Origin of the sequence: Mycobacterium sp. 1482292.6, assembly GCF_001672995.1 — a bacterium.
In the GTDB taxonomy this organism is placed as follows: Bacteria; Actinomycetota; Actinomycetes; order Mycobacteriales; family Mycobacteriaceae; genus Mycobacterium; species Mycobacterium europaeum_A.
On sequence record NZ_LZKV01000157.1, the window covers coordinates 23,306 to 43,767 of the forward strand.

13 protein-coding genes are annotated in these 20,462 nt (G+C 67.8%); 7 read left to right on the forward strand and 6 right to left on the reverse strand.

What is annotated here, in order from left to right; genetic code table 11:
- Positions 1 to 3: 3 nt before the first annotated feature.
- Positions 4 to 3,507 carry a non-ribosomal peptide synthetase gene (locus A5624_RS15625; protein WP_066867794.1) on the reverse strand — a complete coding sequence of 1,168 codons (3,504 nt, stop codon included), beginning with the start codon at positions 3,505 to 3,507 and terminating at the stop codon, positions 4 to 6.
- Positions 3,508 to 3,613: 106 nt separating this feature from the next.
- Between A5624_RS15625 and A5624_RS15630 the strand changes: the two genes are divergently transcribed.
- Complete coding sequence (locus A5624_RS15630; protein WP_066867797.1) at positions 3,614 to 5,278, forward strand: (2,3-dihydroxybenzoyl)adenylate synthase; 1,665 nt, start codon at positions 3,614 to 3,616, stop codon at positions 5,276 to 5,278.
- Between the two features lie 27 nt (positions 5,279 to 5,305).
- Here A5624_RS15630 and A5624_RS15635 read toward each other — a convergent pair whose 3' ends face one another.
- Together A5624_RS15635 and A5624_RS15640 are read right to left on the reverse strand one after the other, a co-directional pair.
- Complete coding sequence (locus A5624_RS15635; protein WP_066867800.1) at positions 5,306 to 6,367, reverse strand: 3-deoxy-7-phosphoheptulonate synthase; 1,062 nt, start codon at positions 6,365 to 6,367, stop codon at positions 5,306 to 5,308.
- 313 nt (positions 6,368 to 6,680) lie between these two features.
- The gene (locus A5624_RS15640; protein WP_066867803.1) at positions 6,681 to 7,541 is read right to left on the reverse strand and encodes a LysR family transcriptional regulator; all 861 of its coding nucleotides are present in this window, start codon (positions 7,539 to 7,541) and stop codon (positions 6,681 to 6,683) included.
- Positions 7,542 to 7,645: 104 nt separating this feature from the next.
- Here A5624_RS15640 and A5624_RS15645 point away from each other — a divergent pair, with 104 nt between their 5' ends.
- Positions 7,646 to 8,356 (forward strand): SDR family oxidoreductase, encoded by a 711-nt coding sequence (locus A5624_RS15645; protein WP_066867879.1) that lies wholly within the window; start codon positions 7,646 to 7,648, stop codon positions 8,354 to 8,356.
- Positions 8,357 to 8,385: 29 nt separating this feature from the next.
- On the opposite strand, the gene A5624_RS15650 is transcribed toward A5624_RS15645, so the two are convergent.
- From A5624_RS15650 to A5624_RS15660, 3 genes are all read right to left on the reverse strand, one after another.
- Positions 8,386 to 9,003 carry a TetR/AcrR family transcriptional regulator gene (locus A5624_RS15650; protein WP_066867806.1) on the reverse strand — a complete coding sequence of 206 codons (618 nt, stop codon included), beginning with the start codon at positions 9,001 to 9,003 and terminating at the stop codon, positions 8,386 to 8,388.
- 100 nt (positions 9,004 to 9,103) lie between these two features.
- Positions 9,104 to 9,850, reverse strand: coding sequence for a maleylpyruvate isomerase family mycothiol-dependent enzyme (locus tag A5624_RS15655; protein ID WP_082990582.1), 747 nt, complete (start codon positions 9,848 to 9,850; stop codon positions 9,104 to 9,106).
- Between the two features lie 211 nt (positions 9,851 to 10,061).
- Positions 10,062 to 11,720, reverse strand: coding sequence for an NAD-dependent malic enzyme (locus A5624_RS15660; RefSeq protein WP_066867812.1), 1,659 nt, complete (start codon positions 11,718 to 11,720; stop codon positions 10,062 to 10,064).
- 821 nt (positions 11,721 to 12,541) lie between these two features.
- On the opposite strand from A5624_RS15660, the gene A5624_RS15665 reads away from it, so the two are divergent.
- The 5 genes from A5624_RS15665 (at position 12,542) to A5624_RS15685 (ending at position 20,414) form a co-directional block, all read left to right on the forward strand.
- Positions 12,542 to 13,933: a condensation domain-containing protein gene (locus A5624_RS15665; protein ID WP_066867816.1), complete on the forward strand. Its 1,392-nt coding sequence runs from the start codon at positions 12,542 to 12,544 to the stop codon at positions 13,931 to 13,933.
- 36 nt (positions 13,934 to 13,969) lie between these two features.
- Complete coding sequence (locus tag A5624_RS15670; RefSeq protein WP_066867819.1) at positions 13,970 to 15,616, forward strand: ABC transporter permease; 1,647 nt, start codon at positions 13,970 to 13,972, stop codon at positions 15,614 to 15,616.
- A complete protein-coding gene (locus tag A5624_RS15675; RefSeq protein WP_066867821.1) occupies positions 15,616 to 16,956 on the forward strand; it encodes a hypothetical protein in 1,341 nt (446 codons plus the stop codon). Before A5624_RS15670 ends, A5624_RS15675 begins: the two co-directional genes overlap by 1 nt.
- Positions 16,956 to 18,203, forward strand: a complete 1,248-nt coding sequence (locus tag A5624_RS15680; protein ID WP_066867823.1) for a hypothetical protein — start codon at positions 16,956 to 16,958, stop codon at positions 18,201 to 18,203. The genes A5624_RS15675 and A5624_RS15680 overlap by 1 nt, the downstream gene beginning before the upstream one ends.
- Before the next feature lie 837 nt (positions 18,204 to 19,040).
- Complete coding sequence (locus tag A5624_RS15685) at positions 19,041 to 20,414, forward strand: PPE family protein (RefSeq protein ID WP_066867827.1); 1,374 nt, start codon at positions 19,041 to 19,043, stop codon at positions 20,412 to 20,414.
- The last annotated feature ends 48 nt before the right edge of the window (positions 20,415 to 20,462 follow it).

Consider the following 20,462-nt stretch of genomic DNA (forward strand, 5'->3'; position numbering starts at 1 on the left):
AATCTACGATTTCGCGGGTTGCTGAGAGGCCGCCAGAACCGATTCGGCGTCCATGCCGATAACCTCCAGATAGAGCTCGGCGACCTGGTCGAGCCGGCCGGGGTCGTCCTCGCCGGCACTGAGCACCGCGGCCAGCGTCGACACGGTTCGATTGGCGAAGAGGTCGGCGACCATGATGTCCGGCGCATCCAGCCAGGCCCGAATTCTCGCCACCGCCTGAGTGGCGAGCACCGAATCGCCGCCGAGGGCGAAGAAGTCGTCGTCGACCCCGATGTGTTCCCGGCCGAGCAGCTCGCCGACGATCAGTGCCAGCGCGGTTTCCAATGGCGTCGACGGCGCCCGGTGGCCCGGCCGCTGCGATTGCGCCACAGCGGCTTCCAACTCGCGTGCCACGGCCCGGCGGTCGAGCTTTCCGGCGTCGGTGAACCCGATCCGCTCCACCACCGCGATGTGGCGCGGAACCATGTGTGCGGGCACGAGGTCAGCGAGACGCTGCCGGATTCGCTCGGCGGTCAGGGCGGCGTCGTCGGTGCACACTTGGGCGGCCAGCACGTCGGATTCGCCGGACACCGCGATCAGGGCGGCCACCGCCGTGCGCACCCCGGGCACGCGCCGCAGCGCGGTCTCGACCTCGCCCAACTCGACGCGATAGCCGCTGATCTTGACCCGGTGGTCGGCGCGGCCCACGAATTCGAGGGTGCCGTCCGGCCAGTACCGCACCAAATCGCCGGTGCGGTACCAGATTCGGCCGTCGTGCTCGACGAAGCGTTCGGCGGTGAGATCGGGACGGCCGCGGTAGCCGCGCGCGATGCCGCGTCCGGACACCCAGTATTCGCCGGGCACCCAGTCCGGGCAGTCGGCCCCGGTGTCATCGACGACACGGCAGGCGTTGTTGGGAAGCGGGACGCCGAACGGCAAGGCCGTCCAATCCTCCGGAATCGCTTCGGTCACCTCGAAAATGCTGTTGTGCACCGGGGTTTCGGTCGCACCGCCGAGGCCGGCGAAGCGCAGGTCGGGCGCTTCGGCCTGGAGGCGGCGCACCACCTCGGGCCGCACCCAGTCGCCGCCGGTCGGGATCACCCGCACCGAGGACAGCCGCCCGCGGCCGACTTCGACGAGCATCTCCAGCCAGCCGGGCATGAAGTGCAGCACGGTGATCTGGTGAGTCTCGATGAGCCGGACCCAGGCGTCGGGATCGCGTCGCTGCGCTTCGTCGACCACCACGAGGGAACCGCCCGTGCGCAGGGTGACGAAGACGTCCATCACCGAGATGTCGCCCTCCAGGGTCGACAGCGCCAGGCATCGATCCGCGGGGCCGATCTCGAAGTGGCGGGCGATGAATTCCACGGTGTTCATCGCCGCGTCGTGGGTGACCTCGACGCCCTTGGGCTCGCCGGTGGAGCCCGACGTGAACAACACGTAGGCGAGCGCGGCGGGATCGATTCTCGCTGAAGTAATCTCGGCGCTCGCAGGGGCGTCGCGAAGGATATCGGCCAGCACCAGTTCTGGCACCGGCACGGACAGCGGTCGTCCGCCGCAGACGAGGGCCAGCCTCACCGCACCGGTTTCGAGGATGCGCTCGGCGCGATCGCGCGGCTGGTCGGCGCCGATCGGCAGGTAGACGGCACCGACGGACAGGATGCCCAGCAAGGCCGGAATCTGCTCGGCGGTTTTGGGCCCCATGATCGCGATGGTCTCGCCGGTGGCCACCCCGGCGGCGCGCAGCGCCGCGGCCACCGCCAGCGCCTGGTCGCGCAGTTGTGCATAGCTGAGGTCACCGGTGCTGGCGAACACCGCCGGGGCGTCGGGCTGCCGCTCGGCCTGCCGGAAGAACCCGTCGTGCAAGGCTTCTCCGCTGGGTTTCGCGGTGCGGGCGTTGGCCGCCTCGCGCACCGCGCGCTGCGCCTGGGGCAGTGCCGGCGGGCCCGGCGCCTCCCACGCGTCGTCGGCGCAGGCCAGCCGCAGCAGCTCGTCGATGTGGTAGGCGAACATGGCGTCGATGACGCCCGGGGGGAACATGCCTTCGCGCACATCCCAATTCACCAGGACGCCGCCGTCGAATTCGGTGACCTGCGCGTCCAGCAGCACCTGCGGCCCCTGGGAGATGATCCATCCCGGTGTGCCGAATCGGTCCGTCACCTCGCGGCTGAACAGTTCGCCGAGTCCCAGCGCGCTGGTGAATACCACCGGGGCGAGCACCTGAGTGCCGCGATGACGGCTGAGGTCGCGCAGCACCGACAGTCCCGGATAGGCGGAATGGGCGGCGGCCGTGCGCATCGCGCCCTGCACGGCCTGGGCCCGCGCCGCCGCGGTGTGGGCGCCGGCGAGATCGACATCGAGCAGCAGCGAGGAGGTGAAGTCACCGACCAACGAGTCGACGTCGGGGTGCAGGGGCTGCCGCCCGAACAGTGGGACGTTCAGCAAAAAGCGCGACGTGGTCGACCAGCGCGCCAGGGTATTGGCGAATCCCGCGGCCAGGGCCATGGCCGGAGTGATGCCGCGCGCCTGGGCGCGGGCGAACAGCGCATCGCGGGTTTGCGGGTCCAGCCAGTACCAACGGCGCGTGCTCTGCTTGGAGCCGCGGCCACCGATGGACGGCAACGCCGGCGGGTCGGGCAGCTCCGGCAGACGCTGCGCCCACCAGTCCCGGTCGGCGTCGCGGGCCGGTTGCGGCTGGGCCTCTTCGGCCTCGATGGCTTGGCGGTACTGCCGATAGGTGTAGCTCAGCTCGGGGAGGTCGCGGCCGCCGTAGAGGGCCGCCAGGTCGCCCATCAGGGTCCGATAGCTCATCGCGTCGGCGGCCTGCATGTCCAAATCGACATGCAGCCGGGACCGCCCGCACGGCAACAGCGTCACCGCCAGTTCGAACACCGCGCCGTCGAGCTGCTGGTGTGATTTCGCGTCGCGGATGTCGGCGAGCCGCCGCTCGACCTCGTCGGTGCTCAGCTGGCGCAGGTCCTCGACCTCGACCGGGAAGGCGCCGCTCTGGTCGGCCGGGGGGATGTGTTGCGTGCCGTCGGGCAGGAACCGCACCCGCAGCATCGGATGGCGACGTGCCAGCGCGGTGGCCGCCGCGCGCAGCCGCTCCGGATCGATCGGGCCACCGTCGAATTCGACGTAGAGGTGCCCGGCGACGCCACCGAGCTGCTGGTGGTCCTGGCGGCCCACCCACATCGCGTGCTGCATCGGGGCCAGGGCAAACGGCTCGTCCTCGGCCGACGGCTCAGCGCTCCGGGCCGCCTCGGCGGGAACGGTCTGCTGGTCGGCGCCGTGCCCGTCGGCGGCGACCAGCCGGGCCCAGGCGTCGATCGTCGGCTGCTCGGCCAGGGTGGCGAAGTCGATGGCGACGCCCCGGCGGCGCCACCGGCCGGCCAACGTCATGATCCGGATCGAGTCCAGGCCCTGGCTGATGAGGTTGTCACCCGGCTGAACTGCATCGACGTTGACGCCGAGCAGTTCGGCCACCTCCGCCCGGATGTCCTCCGAGCGTGCCGAGGCGTGCACCACAGACCCTCCCTGAATTAGCACAGGCTGCCCTAATTTTTTGGTTACCCTATCCTTACTCCCTGCGTCCCCGCTACTAGCCCCGTTCGAAGCCCCCGCTGAAGGAGCCATGAGCCCGAACACACCGCAGCCGCCGGCCGGAGTCCTCGACGGGTTCGTGCCCTTCCCCGCCGATCGGAGCGCCGCCTATCGGGCGGCCGGCTACTGGGCGGGGCGGCCCCTGGACACGATCCTGACCGACGCGGCCCAGCAATGGCCCGACCGAGTCGCCGTCATCGACGCCATGAGCGACACCGGCCTCAGTTATGCGGACCTGGACGACCAGGCTAACCGCGCGGCCGATGGACTGTGCGGCGCGGGTATCGCGCCGGGCGATCGGGTGTTGCTGCAATTGCCGAACGGCTGTCAGTTCGCGGTGGCGCTGTTCGGGCTGCTGCGGGCCGGGGCGATACCGGTGATGTGCCTGCCCGGTCACCGGGCCACCGAACTGGGACATTTTGCCGCGGTCAGCGAGGCCACCGGGTTGCTGATCGCCGACACCGCAGGCGGATTTGACTACCGGACCATGGCGCAGGGCCTCGTCGAGCGGCACGGCGCGCTCAGGCACGTCATCGTCGACGGCGACCCGGGACCGTTCACCTCGTGGGCGCAACTGCGCGATGGGACGACCACCGGCGCGCGGCCATCGGCACCCGATCCGGGATCGCCTGCGCTGCTGTTGGTTTCGGGCGGCACCACCGGCACGCCCAAGCTCATCCCCCGCACCCATGACGACTATGTCTTCAACGCGAAGGCCAGCGCCGAACTCTGCGGGCTCACCCGCGACGACGTGTATTTGGCGGTGCTGTCCGCCGGGCACAACTTCCCGCTTGCCTGTCCGGGTCTGCTCGGTGCGATGACGGTCGGCGCCACCACCGTTTTCGGCACCGACCCCAGCCCGGAGGCGGCCTTTGCCGCCATCGAACGCCACCGTGTCACGGTGACCGCCCTGGTGCCGGCGTTGGCCAAGTTGTGGGCGCAAGCTTGCGACTGGGAACCAGTGACACCAAAGACGCTGCGGCTCTTACAGGTTGGCGGCGCCAAGCTGGAAGCCGAGGATGCCCGCTTGGTGCGCAGCGCATTGACCCCGGCCCTGCAGCAGGTGTTCGGGATGGCCGAGGGGCTGCTGAACTACACCCGGCTCGACGATCCCCCGGAACTCACCGAACACACCCAGGGCCGGCCATTGTGTCCGGCCGACGAACTGCGCGTCGTCGATGCGGAGGGCAACCCGGTGCCGCCGGGCGAGGAGGGCGAACTACTGGTCCGCGGACCGTACACGTTCAACGGCTACTTTCGGGCCGAGCGCGACAACGAACGCAGCTTCGACGCGCAAGGGTTCTTCCGCAGCGGTGACGTGGTGCGGCTGCGCAACGACGGCTATCTGGTGGTGACCGGTCGGGTCAAGGACGTGATTTGCCGTGGCGGAGAGACCATTTCGGCGGCGGACCTGGAGGAGCAGCTGCACAGCCATCCGACGATCTTCTCGGCCGCCGCCGTCGCGCTGCCCGACCCTTACCTGGGCGAGAAGATCTGTGCGGCCGTGGTTTTCGACGGCCCTGAACTGTCGCTGGCGGAATTGAACGGCTACCTCGACGAGCGCGGTGTGGCCGCGCACGCCCGCCCCGACGTCTTGGTGGCGATGACGTCCCTGCCCACCACTCCGATCGGCAAGATCGACAAGAAGGCGATCGCCGGCCAGGTTTCGTCGCGACAGGCGCCCGCCCCTCGGTGACGCGGGCCCAGCCCCCGTGGCCCGCGGTCAGCCCATCGCCGCGTAGAGGTCAGCCAACAGCCCCGCGGTCGTGGTGAAGTCCATGCACCGATCGGTCACGGACTGGCCGTAGACCAGCTCCCCGCCGAGCGATTGGGCGCCGGCGACCAGGAAGCTTTCCAGCATCAGTCCGGCGATACCGCGCTCGCCCCCGGCGATGCGTGCGGTCACCTCGGCGGTGACCTCGGCTTGGCGCACATGGTCTTTGGCCGAGTTGGCGTGTGAGCAGTCGATCATGACCTGCCCGGAAAGCCCGGCCTTGCCAAGCCGTTCGATGGCGCTGGCCACCGCGGCGGCGTCGTAGTTTGGTCCGGTGGTGCCACCCCGAAGGATGACGTGGCAGTCGGGATTGCCCATGGTCTCGACGACGGCCGCACGACCGAAGTCGTCGGTACCGAAGAAATTGTGCTGCGCCGCAGCGGCTTTGACCCCGTCGATGGCGACCTGAACGTTGCCATCGGTGCCGTTCTTGAACCCGACGGGCATCGACAGGCCCGACGCCAACTGGCGGTGCACCTGCGACTCGGTGGTGCGGGCGCCGATCGCGCCCCACGCGACGGCGTCGGCGATGTACTGAGGACTGGTGGGCTCTAAAAATTCGCACCCCACCGGCAGGCCGACGTCGATGATGTCGAGTAACAACCCGCGCGCGACGCGGATGCCCCGCTCGACGTCGAAGCTGCCATCCATGTTGGGGTCGTTGATCAGTCCCTTCCACCCGACGGTGGTCCGCGGCTTTTCGAAGTAGACGCGCATCACGATCTTCAGCCGATCCGCGTAGTCGGCGGCCATCGGCGCGAGCCGGCGTGCGTAATCGAGCGCGGCGACGGGGTCGTGCACCGAGCACGGGCCGACCACCAGCAACAGCCGATCGTCACCACCGGCCAGGATCGCCGAGATCTCGTCACGATCGCGCTGGACGGCCTGGGCGCGCCGGGCGGTCAACGGCAGTTCGGTGCGAATCACCGCCGGTGCCGACAGTTCCCGGAACGAGACGATCCGGTGGTCGGACGTGTCGATGGTCGCCGTCTCGTAATTGATGATGGACATGGAGGGTGTGTGCCTTTCTGTGCTGGCTCCCAGGGCACGCCCGCTGGTTCCCGATGCCCTGAAAAACGAAAAGCAGCGACCGTGTGGTCACTGCTGGGCTCCGGGTATCAGTCGTGCGCGTGCGTCAATCGGCCGCCGCATCGCCGGCTCCACCCGGAGCCACGATAAAGCGCCAATACGCGCGCACGCCGATAGTCACGTCGGCGAAGATACCACGTCGGGTCGGTGCGGCTGAAAACGCGTCGCGCCGCGCACGTGGTCACCGACAGCCACGAGTCCCGTCGGGGATCAAAACCGCGCTGGCCCAATCGAATCAGCGCAGATTCAGCGCGGCGATCTGGTCGAGGAATGCGCGCGCGGGGGCGGACGCACTCGCGGAGACCGCGACGCCGAGGCGCCGCACGGTCTGGGGCAGCAGCGGACGCACCGCGACGCCGGGCAGTTCTGGCAGGCCGGCGCTGGGCAGGATGCTCACTCCCAGGCCGGCGCGCACGATCTCGAGCGTCGCCGCGATCTCGCGTGCTTCGAAGGCCAGGTCGAATTCGACCCCGGCGCGGCGCGCGATCGGCATGAACACATCCGCACATCCGCCCGTACCACGAACGAAGGGTTCCTTGGCCAAGTCGGCGTAGGTGACGACGTCCTTGGCTGCCAGCCGGTGCTCGGCCGGCACCACCGCAACCATGTCCTGTTCGCCGAGGACGGCGACGTCAAGGCCCTTGCTGGGCAGGCTGAGCACACCGGCTTCGGCGGCCCCCTGGTCGAGCCAATCCCGAATCTCTTGCTCACTACCCTCGAGCAGCCGGATGGTGACGGCCGGATGCCGCTGGGCGAACGCCCGGAGTTGGGGCGCGACCAGCGTTGCGGTGGCCGACGGCAGGCTCGCGAGGCTCAGCGTCCCGGTGATGTCGCCCGCCAGGCCGGCGACCTCGGTGCGCATCAACGTGAGGTGGCGCACCGCCTCTCGCGCGTGCGTCAGCGCGATGGCACCCGCTTCGGTCAGGGACAGCCCGTCTCGGCGGCGAACGAACAGCGGCAGGCCCAGCTCTTTTTCCAGCGTGGCGACGGTGCGGCTGACGGCCGGCTGGGATAACCCCAGCCGGCGGCTGGCCGCCGTGAAACCGCCCTGATCGACCACCGCAATGAACGTTCTGAGCTGCGCCAACGTCGTCATCGATCCTCCATAAGGCAACGTCATCGCCCATAACAACAACGTTATGCAACATTTGCGTTCCAGAACGTTTCAGTAATCATACGAAGCCGTTGAAGGAGGACACCATGACCGCAAGGCGCGTACTGATCACCGGGGCATCGAAGGGGATCGGCCGGGCAGTCGCCGACCGGGTGAAGAGGTCCGGCGACATACCCGTCGGCCTGGCTCGCACCGCGCCCGACGACTTCCCGGGCGAGTTCTACGAGGCGGACCTCACCGATCGGGTCGAGACCGACGCCGCGCTCGGGCGCGTGCTGGCGAACGGGCGCATCGACGCGGTGGTCAACAACGTGGCCGTCGCCCGGTTCGGCCGCATCGGTTCGATCAATCTGGACGATCTGGCCGTCACGTACGACCTGAACGTGCGCGCCGCCGTGCAGGTGGTCCAGGCGGTGCTGCCCGGCATGCTGGTCAACGAGTGGGGGCGCATCGTCAACGTCACCAGCTTGACCACACTGGGCACCTCGGAGCGCACGCCCTACGCGGCGACGAAGGCGGCACTGGAAGCGTGCACCCGGATCTGGGCCGGCGAGCTCGCGCAGTCCGGCATCACGGTCAACGCCGTGGCGCCCGGGCCCATCGAAACCGAGATGTACCGCGCGCTCAGCCCGGCCAGCTCCGAGCGCGAAGCGCGTATGCTGCAGACGATTCCGCTGCGCCGCCTCGGGACACCCCGCGAGATCGCCCATGCGATCTGCGCACTGTTGGACGACGACGCCGGCTACATCACCGGTCAGATCATCCGAGCCGACGGGGGCGGCAGCATCGCGGCGTAACGACACCTATCGGCGAGCGGTGCGGCGGACTAGCCAGAACCGTTGGCGCGCAACGCGTCGATGAGTCGGTCCATCACCGCGCCGGCTTCCGCGCGGGCCCGACGATGATCGTCGGCGCGGGCGATGTAGAGCGTCGCCTCGCGCAGTGCTCCCATGATCGTCAGGGCGGTCACCTCGACGGGCTGGCGGGGAATACTGCCGGATTCGATGGCGTCGGTGAGCAGTCCAGTCACGAACCCGATGTTGTAGCGATGGCCGATGTCGCTCCAGCGTTCCCATCCCAACACCGCCAGCGCCTCGAGCAGGACGATGCGCTGGATCTCGGGTTCGGCGCACGCATCCAACCAAAGTCCCGAACAGAGTCGCATGATCTCGACGGGATCGGAGTGTCCGGCGGCGGCGACCGCGTCGACCATCCGGGCGGCCATCTCCCCCTCGACGCGCTCGAACACCGCCGCGAATAACTCTGTCTTGTCGGCGAAATGGTGATAGAGGGCGCCGCGTGTCACCCCAGCGTTGCGGACGATCGTTTCCAGGGACGCGTCGGCGAATCCCACTGACGCAAACAACGGCCGGGCGGCACCGATCAACGCATCGCGTGTCTCAGCCGCGCGTTCGGCCTGCGTGCGGCGACCGCCCTGCGCCATCGACCCTTACCTTTCACGCCTCCGTAGGCATTCTCATACATACCGTATGAAGGTCCGGGATCGCGCGACCGACCGGTGTGGCGTCGTGTTCGGACCCGGCTCAGAACACCCTGAGCCGGCGAACGACATCAAGCGACGACGGGTCACCCTCCGCCTGCACACCCAACTCCCCCCAGGTGCCGCGCTGGGTCACCCAGCGCACGAAGGCCTGCGAGTCGGACGTGACACGCGCCCCGACCTCGGCGCGCGGGCCGATGTGCAGGGTGCGGGCGCACAGCCCGTCGAGGCGAACCTCCACGCCGGTGTGTAAGTCGTTGAGCAGCGGCACATTCTGCTGCGGCAGTGCCGCTTCGATCCAATCGAGGGTGGGGGCAAGCCGCAGCTCGTCGACGGGCGGCGGGTCCCCCGGCAGCGGCCCGTCGGGGGCAAAGAGGTCGCAGCGAGTGTGGATGAGTGATTCGAAGACGAAGGTTGTCGGCACCACCGAGGCCGGGTAGGTTCCGACGTCGCCGATGGGGATGTCGATGTCCTGACCCTCTATCGCAGCGAGCACCTCGAGCCCTCGGCCGCTGACCGATTCATAGTCGGCCACCACCTGTTCGGGGGTCATAGAGCGTCGCGATTCCACATAGAGGTCGGCCGCGCGTTCGGCCGGCAAATCGCCGGGACTGGGCAGCCTCGACGGATCGACAGCCAGCCAGAAGCTGCACGCCATGTGCGACACGAGGTCTTGCACCGACCAGCCCGAGCAACCACTGTCCTTCGCCCACAACGGATCCGGCATTTGCGAGCAGAGCTCCAGAATAATTCTGCGGTCTTCCGCTATGGCGTCGAGCGTGGCGCTCATGAGACCCACCTTTCAGATACATACTGTATGTATTAACATACACACTGCATGTATGAAGTCAAGGCGATGTCGATATTGAGGCCGTACCGGGTCAGCCGGTGCCGAGGAGGCGTTGCTTCTGCGTCGAAAGTCATTGCGCTTGGCCAAGACCGGTGCAGGTAGGGGCAGTGAAATACTCACACCGCCATCCGGTGCCCATGACCACCACCCGTCACGGGTCGACTGTCGCGGGGTACTCGGGTTGCCAACGCACCTGCGCGATGCGTTCGGCGAGCTCTGCGTCGCTGCGCGTCGGGGCGACACCGTCCGCGACCGCCTGCACGGCGACGGCGTGCGCGATGCGCACGGCGACATCCGGCACGTCCGACCACGCCGGTAGCAGCGGCTGGTCGGGGTCGGCGAGGGCGGGCGAGGCCTCGCCCAAGGTCTGCGCCGCGACGCGCATCATCTCGTCGGTGACCCGGGTCGCCTGAGCCGCCGTCACCCCGAGCCCCATCGCGGGAAAGATGTAGACGTTATTACACTGCGCGACACCATGTTCCACGCCGTTGCGGTGTAGCGGCGCGAACGGCGAGCCGGTGGCGATCAGCGCCCGCCCGTCGGTCCACTGATCCAGCTCGGCGGGGCGCGCCTCGGCGCGGCTGGTGGGATTGGAAAGCGGGAAGATGATCGGCCGGTCGGTCTTACCGGCGAGCTCACGCACGATGCTCTCGGTGAAGGCACCCGCGGCGGTCGACAGGCCGAGCAGCACGCCCACCTCGACGTGGTGGACGACGTCGGCCAGCTGAGCGGGACTTGACAGACCCCATTGCGCGACGCGGGCGGCAGGCTGGGCGAATCCGCGCTGTGCATCGGACAGGTCGGTGCGGTCATCGGTGAGCAGGCCGACGACGTCGACGACCCAGATACGCTGCGAGGCAGCCTGTTCGGACAGCCCTTCGTTCGTCATCTGCCGTCGAATCATGTCGAGCACTCCGATACCGGCCGAGCCGGCGCCGAGCATCACGATCTGTTGCTGCGAGAGCGGGCGGCCGGCGACCTTGGCGGCGCCGTGCAGCGCTCCGAGCGTGACGGCGGCCGTTCCCTGGATGTCGTCGTTGAAGGTGAGCAGCTTGTCGCGATAACGGGCCAGGATCGGCAGCGCATGCGTGGTGGCGAAGTCCTCCCACTGCAGCAACACATTCGGCAACTGCTTGCGCACCGCGGCGACGAACTTGTCGATGAACGCGTAGTAATCCTCGTCGTCGATGCGCCGGTGCCGCCAGCCCAGATATTGGGGATCGTCGAGGAGCTCGCTGTTGTCGGTACCCACGTCGAGCACGATCGGAAGCGTGCGCGCGGGATCGATGCCACCGATCAGGGTGTAGAGGGACAGTTTCCCGATCGGGATCCCCATGCCCCCGATCCCCTGATCGCCCAGACCGAGGATGCGCTGCCCGTCGGTCACCACGATCACATCGACCTCACGTTGCGGCCGGTTGTTCAGTACCTCGTCCAGGCAATCACCCTCGGTGTAGGACACGAACAATCCCCGAGGCCGCCGGTAGATCTCACTGAAACGCTGGCAGGCCTCACCCACGGTGGGTGTATAGACGACGGGCAGCGCCTCGGGAATGTGGTCGCGCAATACGCGGTAGAACAACGTCTCGTTGCGGTCCTGCAATGCCCGCAGATAAATGTGTTTGTCGAGATCGTCGCGCCGAGTGGAGAATTCGTGCCAACAATGCGCGGCTTGCTGCTCCAGCGTCTTCACCGTCGTCGGCAACAGACCCAAGAGACCCAGCCGCCGGCGCTCGGCTTCGGTGAAGGCGGTGCCCTTGGTGGTCAGCGCATCGAACAGTCTGGCCGGACCGCGGAGCTCATCGGGCATCGTCTAGGTCCCTTCTTTGCGACTCTCGCGAAACGGGAAACGGCGGTGTCCAGATCATCATCGATCATCGAGGGCGCTTTGTCTGCTGAGCCCTCGCGGCTTCGGCCCCGCGTGGCTCGCCTTTCGATGGGTGCTCAAGGATTGAACCCGCGCGTCACGCAGTTTGCTGCGGGCGCCACGGTTCTCACGATTTTTGATCCCCGAGTTGTCGTCGGCAGCGACGTAGGGCTCAGTGCCGCCGCACTTTTGGTGGATCGCTTGATTGTTTGCCCGCATCAGCGGCGCAAGAAATCTTTCACTGACAGTATTCCAATACGGCCGTGCATCACGATATGGTAACCCAGGCGCCGTTTCGGCAGGTCCGCAAGCATCACGTGGGGCCTAGTCAAGATTGCGCCGGCTCTGTGGGTGGGAATCGACAGGTTGGGTCATCACGTCGAGATAAATGCTTGTTCGAGTCGTAGTTCCGTGTTAACGACGCACGAATTAAATGACCCCGCGTGTCGACTACCTCACACGAGCACACGACCGGTTGGCAGAACTTCCTGTGCGATTGCGGGCCCGAGAGGGGAACTTTATGATTGCGCCGCGGAAGGGTCGGCGAGTCATTTGTCTGCGCCGCTTGACGATATGCGCATCACCGGCTGACAACACCCTGGTCCGCACCGAACGTGCGCATTGTTCGACGCAGCGTGGCGCGAGGCACTTGCTGGGCCCGCGGAACCGGACCGCTTCGGCAACCGACTTACTCAGCAAATCACCTGCGTTGCCGCTAAGGTCATCCGGACCGGCGTCGCCAGCTGACGGACGAAAGGTAGCGCATGTTCTTGGGCACAGTTGAGGACTGGACAGCCGAGGGCACCGTCGTCTCCTGGTACCCCACTGCGGCTACCCATCGGCGCGCGGCCGAAGCCCAATACCATCCCGCCCCGGTGAGTTATCAGCAGGCGCAGCATCTTCGCTATTACCGCCGGCAGGTCAGTCGCGGCCGCGACATCCCGCGGTTGTGCATCGGGGCCTGGGAAATCAGCGGCACCTGCGACATCGATGCGATGACCCAAGCCGTGAATAGTCACCTCCGGCGACACGACACCTACCACGATCGGTTTGACTTCGGCGACGACGATGAGATTCTTCGCTATGTCATTCCCGACCCGGAGCTCATCACCTTGGCTCCAACGGATCTCGGGAAGATGGCGCCGAACCAGATCCGCAAACTGCTTCTCGATACGCCCGATCCGCTGCAATGGGACTGCTTTACCTTCGGCATCATTCAGGCCCAAGACCGGTTCACCATCTATATCGCCGTCGACCACCTGCGCGCCGACGGCATGTCGGCGGGGGTGATCTTCCTCGACATCCAGACCATGTACTACGCCGCGTTGCAGAGGGCGGAAAACCCGCTGCCGCCGGCCCCGAGCCATCGCGAATACAGCGCGAACCAGCACGCGTACACCCGGGGCCTGAACGAGGAGTCGCCCGAGATCCAGTCGTGGCGGGCGTTTCTCGCGGCGAACAATGGGGCGCTCCCGAAATTCCCGCTGGAACTGGGTGAGTCGAATGCGGACACACCGGGGGCCATCGACGTATTCGACCTGATCGATGACGACCAGGGCCGCCGGTTCGAAGCGGTGTGCCGCGCGGCGGGCGCGCGTTTCAGCGGTGGCGTGTTCGCCTGCGCCGCGCTGACCGAACACCGGATAACCGGCGCCGCAACGTATTTCGGACTCACTCCATTCGACAACAGGCGGGAGCCCGCGTACGCCACCGCGGTCGGTTGGCTGGCCAGTTTCGTCCCGTTGGCGATTCCGACCGCCGGTGCGTCGTTCGCTGAGGTGGTCAGCGCCGCCCAGGCGTCTTTCGACGGCAACACGGCCCTGGGCGCGGTGCCGTACTACCACTTGCTCGAGTCGACGGACCCGTCGTCGAACCCCATCGAGGTTCCCGACCGCCCGGTCCCGATGCTGTCCTACATCGACATCCGCAAGTTGCCGTTCGGCGGCTACTTCGACGGCCTGCGCGCCGGCGTGTGGGGCGACAACCGGCTGTCGGAGACGGTGTGCATGTGGGTCAATCGCATGCACGACAAAACGCAGCTGGTGGTCGCCTACCCGGGCACCGACGTCGCCCGGAAATCCGTCCTGCGCTACGTCGAGACGATGCGCGCCGAGTTCACCCGGGTGTGCGAGGCCGGACCGCATATCGATGCGTGATGCCCGTCCCGTCCTGTCGCCGCGGGAGGTCTCGGTATGAGTGCCCTCGTGGCACTCACTTTGCGCACGATGTCGGGATCGCGCCGCGATGCCGACCTACTCTTCGCGGCGCTGGCTCCGGTGGGCTGCTTCTTGGGGTTCACCCTCGTGCTGGGCGGCATCATCCGCACCGGCCCGATGACCTATCCGCAATACGTGCTTCCGGTGGTCATCGTGCAGGCGATGCTGTTCGGGGCGATGACCACAGCCGACCGCGCCGCGCGAGACCGGTTGTCCGGCTTCGGGTCCCGGCTTCGCACCCTGCCGGTCCCAGCGGCGGTGCCGCTGAGCGCACGGATGCTGTATTGCTTGATACGCGCGATCATCGCGTTGGTCGCTTCCGTTGCGGTCGGGTGGTCGTTCGGTTTCCGGATGCAGGGCGGCCCGGGCGTCGCGGTTCTGTTCGTGGTCATCGTCGTGGCGTTCGCGATGGCGGTGTCTCTCGGCGCTGACGCTTTGGGCTCGCGCGTCGGCTCCGTCGAGTCGTCGAGCCAATTACTGCTGCTCCCCCAACTCGTCCTGGTGTTGTTGTCCACCGGCATCGCTCCGGCGGAATCGTTTCCGGCCTGGCTCGGACCATTCATTCGCTACCAACCGGTGTCGCAGGTCACCGAGACGCTGCGCGCTCTGTCCGCCGGTCACGTTCCGGGCCGGGAGCTCGCGGTGACGCTGGCGTGGTGCCTCGGATTGCTGGCGCTGTTCGGTGGACTCGCGGTGCGCATGCAGGGACGCGTCGGCGCGGGGAGTTCGGGTGCCGGCCGGCTCGTGCGCAAGCCCCGCCCGAACGCCTTACCGACGGGCGATGCGTGCGCCGAACAGGCCGCGATTGCCGTCAATACCGCTGCAGGGCAGAGGATTTCACGCCTGACACCGCTGACGGCCTTCGTCAGCCAAAGCGCGTCGGAGGCGGGACGGCTACTGCGCCGCTGGCGGCGCGATCCGATCGTCGCGGTGCAGGCGCTGTTGTTTCCGACCTTTCTGCTCATCATCTACAAGCTGCTGGTCGGCAAATCCGTCCTGGCCATCACCGGACACGACAGCCTGTACGGGCTGGTACCCATGTGCGCGGTGGTCGGCGCCGTGTTCGGCACCCTCGGCGCCGGTTTGGCTCTGCCGTCGGAGCGGGAGTCCGGTGTGCTGACCAGGCTGTGGGTGCAACCGGTGCATCGAGCCAGCACCGTGGCGGGGCGACTGGTCGCCGAGGCCGCCCGAACCACCACGTCCGCGGTCGTGCTCACCGTCTTCGGGATCGCTTTGGGTCTGCGATTCAGCTATGGCTGGATGGCGATGCTGGCCTTCGTGCTGGTGCCCGTGGTGATTTCGGCGGGCATGGCGACGTTGGTCATCGCGATCGCGGCGCGCGCGGACGGCAAGGCGATGGTGACGTGGCTGGGTGCGGGGTGCGTCGTGCTGTTGTTCCTCAATACCGGTGTAGCGCCGGCCGAGGTGTTTCCGGGCTGGCTGCAACCGGTGGTGCGTTTTTCGCCGATATCGCCGACGATCGAGGCGATGCGCGCGCTCGCGGAGGGCGGACCGGTGTTGTCGCCGCTGTGGCGGGCGGCCCTGTGGGGCGGCGTCCTGGTCGCCGTGTTCGCACCGGCGGCGGTGCGCGGGTATCGCGCCGCGGCCGAGGCGGGGTGCTAGTGACCAGGCTGGCGCTGTTGGACCAGGCCGCTTTCCTTCGGCTGCGCGCCACCGGTCAAGGCAGCACGGTGCAATGCACGTGGGTCTACGACCGTGACGTGAACATCGATGAATTGCGGGCCTTCAAGGACAATCTGGGTGCCGGCCTGCTCGGCCGGCGCATCGAGCGCTCGCCGTTGCCCTTCGGGCGTCATCGCTGGGTGGTCGACTGCCGCTCGCCCGACATCGCGTGGGAGCCGCGGCAACCGCGGCACGAGATCGGCGCGTGGCTCGAACGGCGCGCCCACGTGCGGGTGGACCCCGAACATGGCCCGACGTTTCACCTCGGCGTGCTGCCGCTGGTCGACGGTGGCGCAGCGGTCACCCTGGTGGCCTCGCACTGCGTTGTCGACGGGCTCGGCATGGTTACGGCCGTTGCCGAAGCGGTCAAGGGAGAACAACGCAATCTCGGTTACGCTCGGCCGAATTCACGCGCGCGGTGGCGCGCCGTGGGCGAGGATCTTGTCGATGCCGTCATCGCGCTGCCGGCGGCGATCCGGGCGCTGATCGCGACGCTGCTGATATTGCTCAGGGTGTCGTCCAACCAGCAGCCCTCGCCGCGCACGCGGAACCCGGAGGCGCTCACGCCGACCGACGACCCGAACGCGGCGCCGTCGGTGACAATCCAAACCGACGCTGCGGCTTGGGAAGCGCGGGCGCGCAGCCTCAATGGAAGCAGCAACGCGCTCTTCGTTGCGTTCGTCGCTCGGCTGGCGCACCGGATGGGCAGAGTGCTGCCCGACGGGAACTCGGTGACGGTGGTGCTTCCGGTCAGCGACCGGACCGCCGACGACGACCGGGCCAACGCGCTGACCTCCATCACGGTGACGGTCGACGGCACGGCGGTGGCCGGCGACCTGACCGCGGTGCGCACCGACGTCAAGACAGCGCTGACGTCCTTGGAAGAACAGCCCAACGAAATGCTCGCCGGGTTGCCGCTCATCCCGTTCACGCCGCACTGGCTGGTCCGGCGCGCCGAAGGCATCGCGATGTCGTCTGGTCAGTTGCCGGTGGGATGTTCCAATCTGGGCGCCCTCGACGCCGCCGTCAGCCGCATCGACGGCGGGGACGCGTCCGAGCTTTCCATGCGGCTCGCCGAGCAGGGCATCACCCGGGCGCGTATCGAACAGGCACACGGCCAATTGTTCTGCGGCACAGGGACGGTCAACGGCAGCCGGTTTCTCACCGTCGTCGCCTATCAGAGCGGTTCCGGCGACACCTGCGCCGCCCGCGAGCTCGCGTGTGGTGCGCTGGCGGATCTACAGTTGTCCGCCACCACCGTGTACGAGGGCCGCAGCTGATGGTGGCCGTGGAAGTTGAGGCGAATCCGCTTACGCGAAACCACATCCTGTATGTGGGCGCCGCGATCGCGGCATGGTCGGCGGTCGTGTTGTGGTTCGCGATCAAGGTCGTTCCGCTCGACGTGTACTGGATGTCCTATTACGCCGCCGATTACCGGCACGGCTTCGTCCGTCGTGGCCTCGCCGGCGAATTGGTTCGCTCGGTCCCCGGACATTATTTCGCGGCCTCCCTCGGCCTGCGGTGGCTGTCCACGGGGATCTATCTGTGCGGACTGGCGGCGGTCGCGGGCGTGGTGGCGTTCAGTCGCCATCGCTCGCAGCGCCGGCTCCTGCTGGCGATGGCGATTCCGTTGCTGCCCTTCGGTGTACCGTTCGCGGCGTTTTCGGCCCGGCCGGACTTGTTCGGTGGGGCGGCCCTGGCGCTGTTCAGCTCGGCCTTGGCCATCACGCGTACCAGGGCCATCGCGATGGGCTGCTGCGCGACCTACGGCGCCGCGATCGCGGTGCTGACCCTGGTGCACGAGGCGAATGGGCTGCAGTACGCGTTGGGAGCCGTGCTGGCGATCATCGTTCTCGGCGGCGCGCTGGAAACCACCCAGCGTCGGGGCGTGCTCATGGCCGTGACACCGGGAGTGATCGCCGCGGCCGTCGTGGCGGGATTCGGCCGTCACGACATCGCCTCGCAACTGTGTGCGTCCGTACCGCATCGCGTGATGCCCAACCCCTTCGCCACGGTCACGTCGCCGCACACGCTGATGCGCTTCGTCATCGACGGCCAGAGTCCCAGGACCGATTATCACGACTGGGTGTGCCGCAACGTGTTGCCGAACTACGACCACGGGATCGGGGACGCCGTCCGCGCCGTCGGTCACATCGGAATACTGGGCCTGACAATCTCTTTGCTATTCGGCGCCGCCGCGCTGGCGGTGACGCTGTGGGGAGTCAGCGGTGTTTCGGGCGTACCGCTGCGCGCGTTCGTCGCTGCCCTGCAAGGGCGAATGAACTGGGTGATCGCGGGCCTGGTGCCGGTCATCCCGGTATTCCTCACCGGTTACGACTGGACTCGCTGGCTGACGATCGTAGGGTTCGATGTCGCGATCGTGTTCGTTCTCTTCGCGGCCCGCCGACCGGAAATCGAGCAGGCGATGACCCCGAGAACGTTGCGACTGTTCATTCTGCTCTCGATCGCGTTCGCGTTGATCCCGGTGGGCACCGTCCCGGGTTTCGGCGGGCCCCGGATGATGTGACGCCACCGACGGCGTGGCTCGGTGGCAGCCGCCGCGTCGCGGCTGGTAACGTAAGTGGCACTGTGAGTTTCGGAGTTACAAAGCCGTCACGCTGGTCACGACGACAAGCTGCGTCCGCCATCGTTGCTGCGCTGGCCCTTCTCGCAGTTGTGCTCGGTTGCGGGGCTTTGCGCACCGAGAAGACAATCGACGCGGCAGCGGCGCCACCGGCGGTGGCGGCAGCGGCCAGCCCGGTTTCCGGCCCCACACAGCTGAGTAACGACTCGATACCGGTCCGTCGCGTTGGCGTGTGGTCCACCGTGAACGACGACAAGGCGTTCAAAGGCGGCGGGCTAAAGCGCTATCGGCCAACCACTTTGGCGTTTTCCACGCCCCGCTCCCCCGGATCCGCGACGCCCCCGATGGTCACGATTGTCCGCTCCGAGCAGCGGCTCGACCCGCCCGCTCGTGCGCCGGCGCCCAGCTCAGTTGACCAGAATTTACTGATTCGATTCTGCGTCGCCCGCTGCTGATCATGCATGGCGGACTCTCGCGGGCAACGCCGTCGCGGCAGGTCCGGCGTTAGCCGTCAACAGGTTTCGCGTGCCTGACGTCGGCTGATCCGCAGTCGCGGCAGTTGCATCGATGCGATCTTCGCGGTCGAAGCCAATCTGCCTCAATCGCCGCGATCCTCGGGCGTCGTCGTCAACCATGGCGCCTCTGCGCGTCGGCTTCGGCGATTTTCAATCAGCTACTTCATCTGCTGACCCGACGTGGGGCGCGACGCCACCAACGTCCAGCGACGCGATGGCCTCGGCACGGTCAGCCAACACAGGCACCAAGAAGTTAGGGAAAGACATGGATTTTGGCGCATTGCCACCAGAGATCAACTCCGGTCGGATGTACCTCGGTCCCGGGCCCGCCACCTTGCTGGCCGCCGCCGCGGGATGGGAGTCGCTGGCCGCCGAGCTGGCGGACGGCGCCGGAAGCTACCACGCCGTGATCGCGGGCCTCACCGGCGAGTCCTGGTCGGGGCCCGCGTCGATGTCGATGGCGGGCGCCGTGCTGCCCTACATGGCGTGGATGGCCGCCACCGCCGAACAATGTGGGCAAACGGCGACGCAGGCCACGGCCGCCGCGGTGGCGTTCGAAACCGCTTACGCGATGACAGTGCGACCTCCGCTGATCGCAGCCAACCGCGCCCGGCTATTGGCATTAATCCAGACCAACATCTTCGGCCAGAACACGCCGGTCATCATGGCGACCGAGGCCGAGTACAGCGAGATGTGGGCGCAGGACGCCGCCGCGATGTACACCTACGCCGCCAATTCGGCTGCCGCGTCGAGGCTTTCGCCGATTGCGACGCCGCCGCAGACGACGAATCCGGGCGGCCTCGCCGGCCACATCGGCACCGTCACGCGCGCGACGGCCCAATTCGGTAGCAGCGCACACACATCGGCGACGCAGTGGGCCTCTTCGGTGCCCCAGACTCTGCAGGGCCTCTCGACCCCCGGGTCATCCTCGAGCACCGGTCTGTCGCAGGCGGCAATGGGCACGGGCGCGTCGCTCGGGTCGTCGGGAGCCTCCGCACCGCTCAGTTCCCTGTCGGGTTTGACCGGCGCCTCGGGCAAGGGTGCGACCAAGAGCGCGAGCACCGGTGCCGGCGCGGCCTCGGGCCTGGCCTCGGCGCTCGCCGCCGCACCCGCGGCGGACGGGGCCACTGCGGGCCTGGCCTCCGAGGCGGCAGGATACGGCGCCGACGGCGCCGGTCTGATCGCCGACGGCGGTGGAATCGGCATCGACCTCTACGGCCTCGATTTGGATTATCAGGGCTTGGCACTGGACGAAGCGGGCGCCGGTTCCATCCTGGGGGCCGAGGGCGCCCAGGGCATAGCCGGCATGGGAGGGGCCAGCGCCGCGGCCGGCGTGGGAGGCCTCGAGCCGCTGGCGGGACTGGGCCAGGGCGCCGCGGCGAGCGTGGGCCAAGCCAGCGCGCTGAGCACCTTGTCCGTACCCCCGAGTTGGGCGACGACGGTTTCGTCCGTGGCCCCGCTGCCGGCGCTGGGCGGCGGTGCCGCGCCGGGCGGTTGGGCCGTCGCACCCGCGGCATCACCCGGCACCGCGGTGTCCAAGCTGCCATTGGGCGGCATGGTCGGACGCGAATCGGAGGGCGCCGTTCAACGCATCGGCATGCGCGTCTCGCTGATTCCGCATTCGCCGGTGGCCGGCTAGGGCACCGAATCGGTTATCACATCGTCAAAGGGTGGATAAGCTCTTCGA

Bases quoted from the DNA above. Each gene is read 5' to 3' on its own strand.
- A5624_RS15645 (WP_066867879.1), top strand. From the start codon at position 7,646: ATGACCGCAAGGCGCGTACTGATCACCGGGGCATCGAAGGGGATCGGC.
- A5624_RS15640 (WP_066867803.1), bottom strand. From the start codon at position 7,541: ATGACGACGTTGGCGCAGCTCAGAACGTTCATTGCGGTGGTCGATCAG.
- A5624_RS15670 (WP_066867819.1), top strand. From the start codon at position 13,970: ATGAGTGCCCTCGTGGCACTCACTTTGCGCACGATGTCGGGATCGCGC.
- A5624_RS15665 (WP_066867816.1), top strand. From the start codon at position 12,542: ATGTTCTTGGGCACAGTTGAGGACTGGACAGCCGAGGGCACCGTCGTC.
- A5624_RS15630 (WP_066867797.1), top strand. From the start codon at position 3,614: ATGAGCCCGAACACACCGCAGCCGCCGGCCGGAGTCCTCGACGGGTTC.
- A5624_RS15685 (WP_066867827.1), top strand. From the start codon at position 19,041: ATGGATTTTGGCGCATTGCCACCAGAGATCAACTCCGGTCGGATGTAC.
- A5624_RS15650 (WP_066867806.1), bottom strand. From the start codon at position 9,003: ATGGCGCAGGGCGGTCGCCGCACGCAGGCCGAACGCGCGGCTGAGACA.
- A5624_RS15655 (WP_082990582.1), bottom strand. From the start codon at position 9,850: ATGAGCGCCACGCTCGACGCCATAGCGGAAGACCGCAGAATTATTCTG.
- A5624_RS15635 (WP_066867800.1), bottom strand. From the start codon at position 6,367: ATGTCCATCATCAATTACGAGACGGCGACCATCGACACGTCCGACCAC.
- A5624_RS15660 (WP_066867812.1), bottom strand. From the start codon at position 11,720: ATGCCCGATGAGCTCCGCGGTCCGGCCAGACTGTTCGATGCGCTGACC.
- A5624_RS15680 (WP_066867823.1), top strand. From the start codon at position 16,956: ATGGTGGCCGTGGAAGTTGAGGCGAATCCGCTTACGCGAAACCACATC.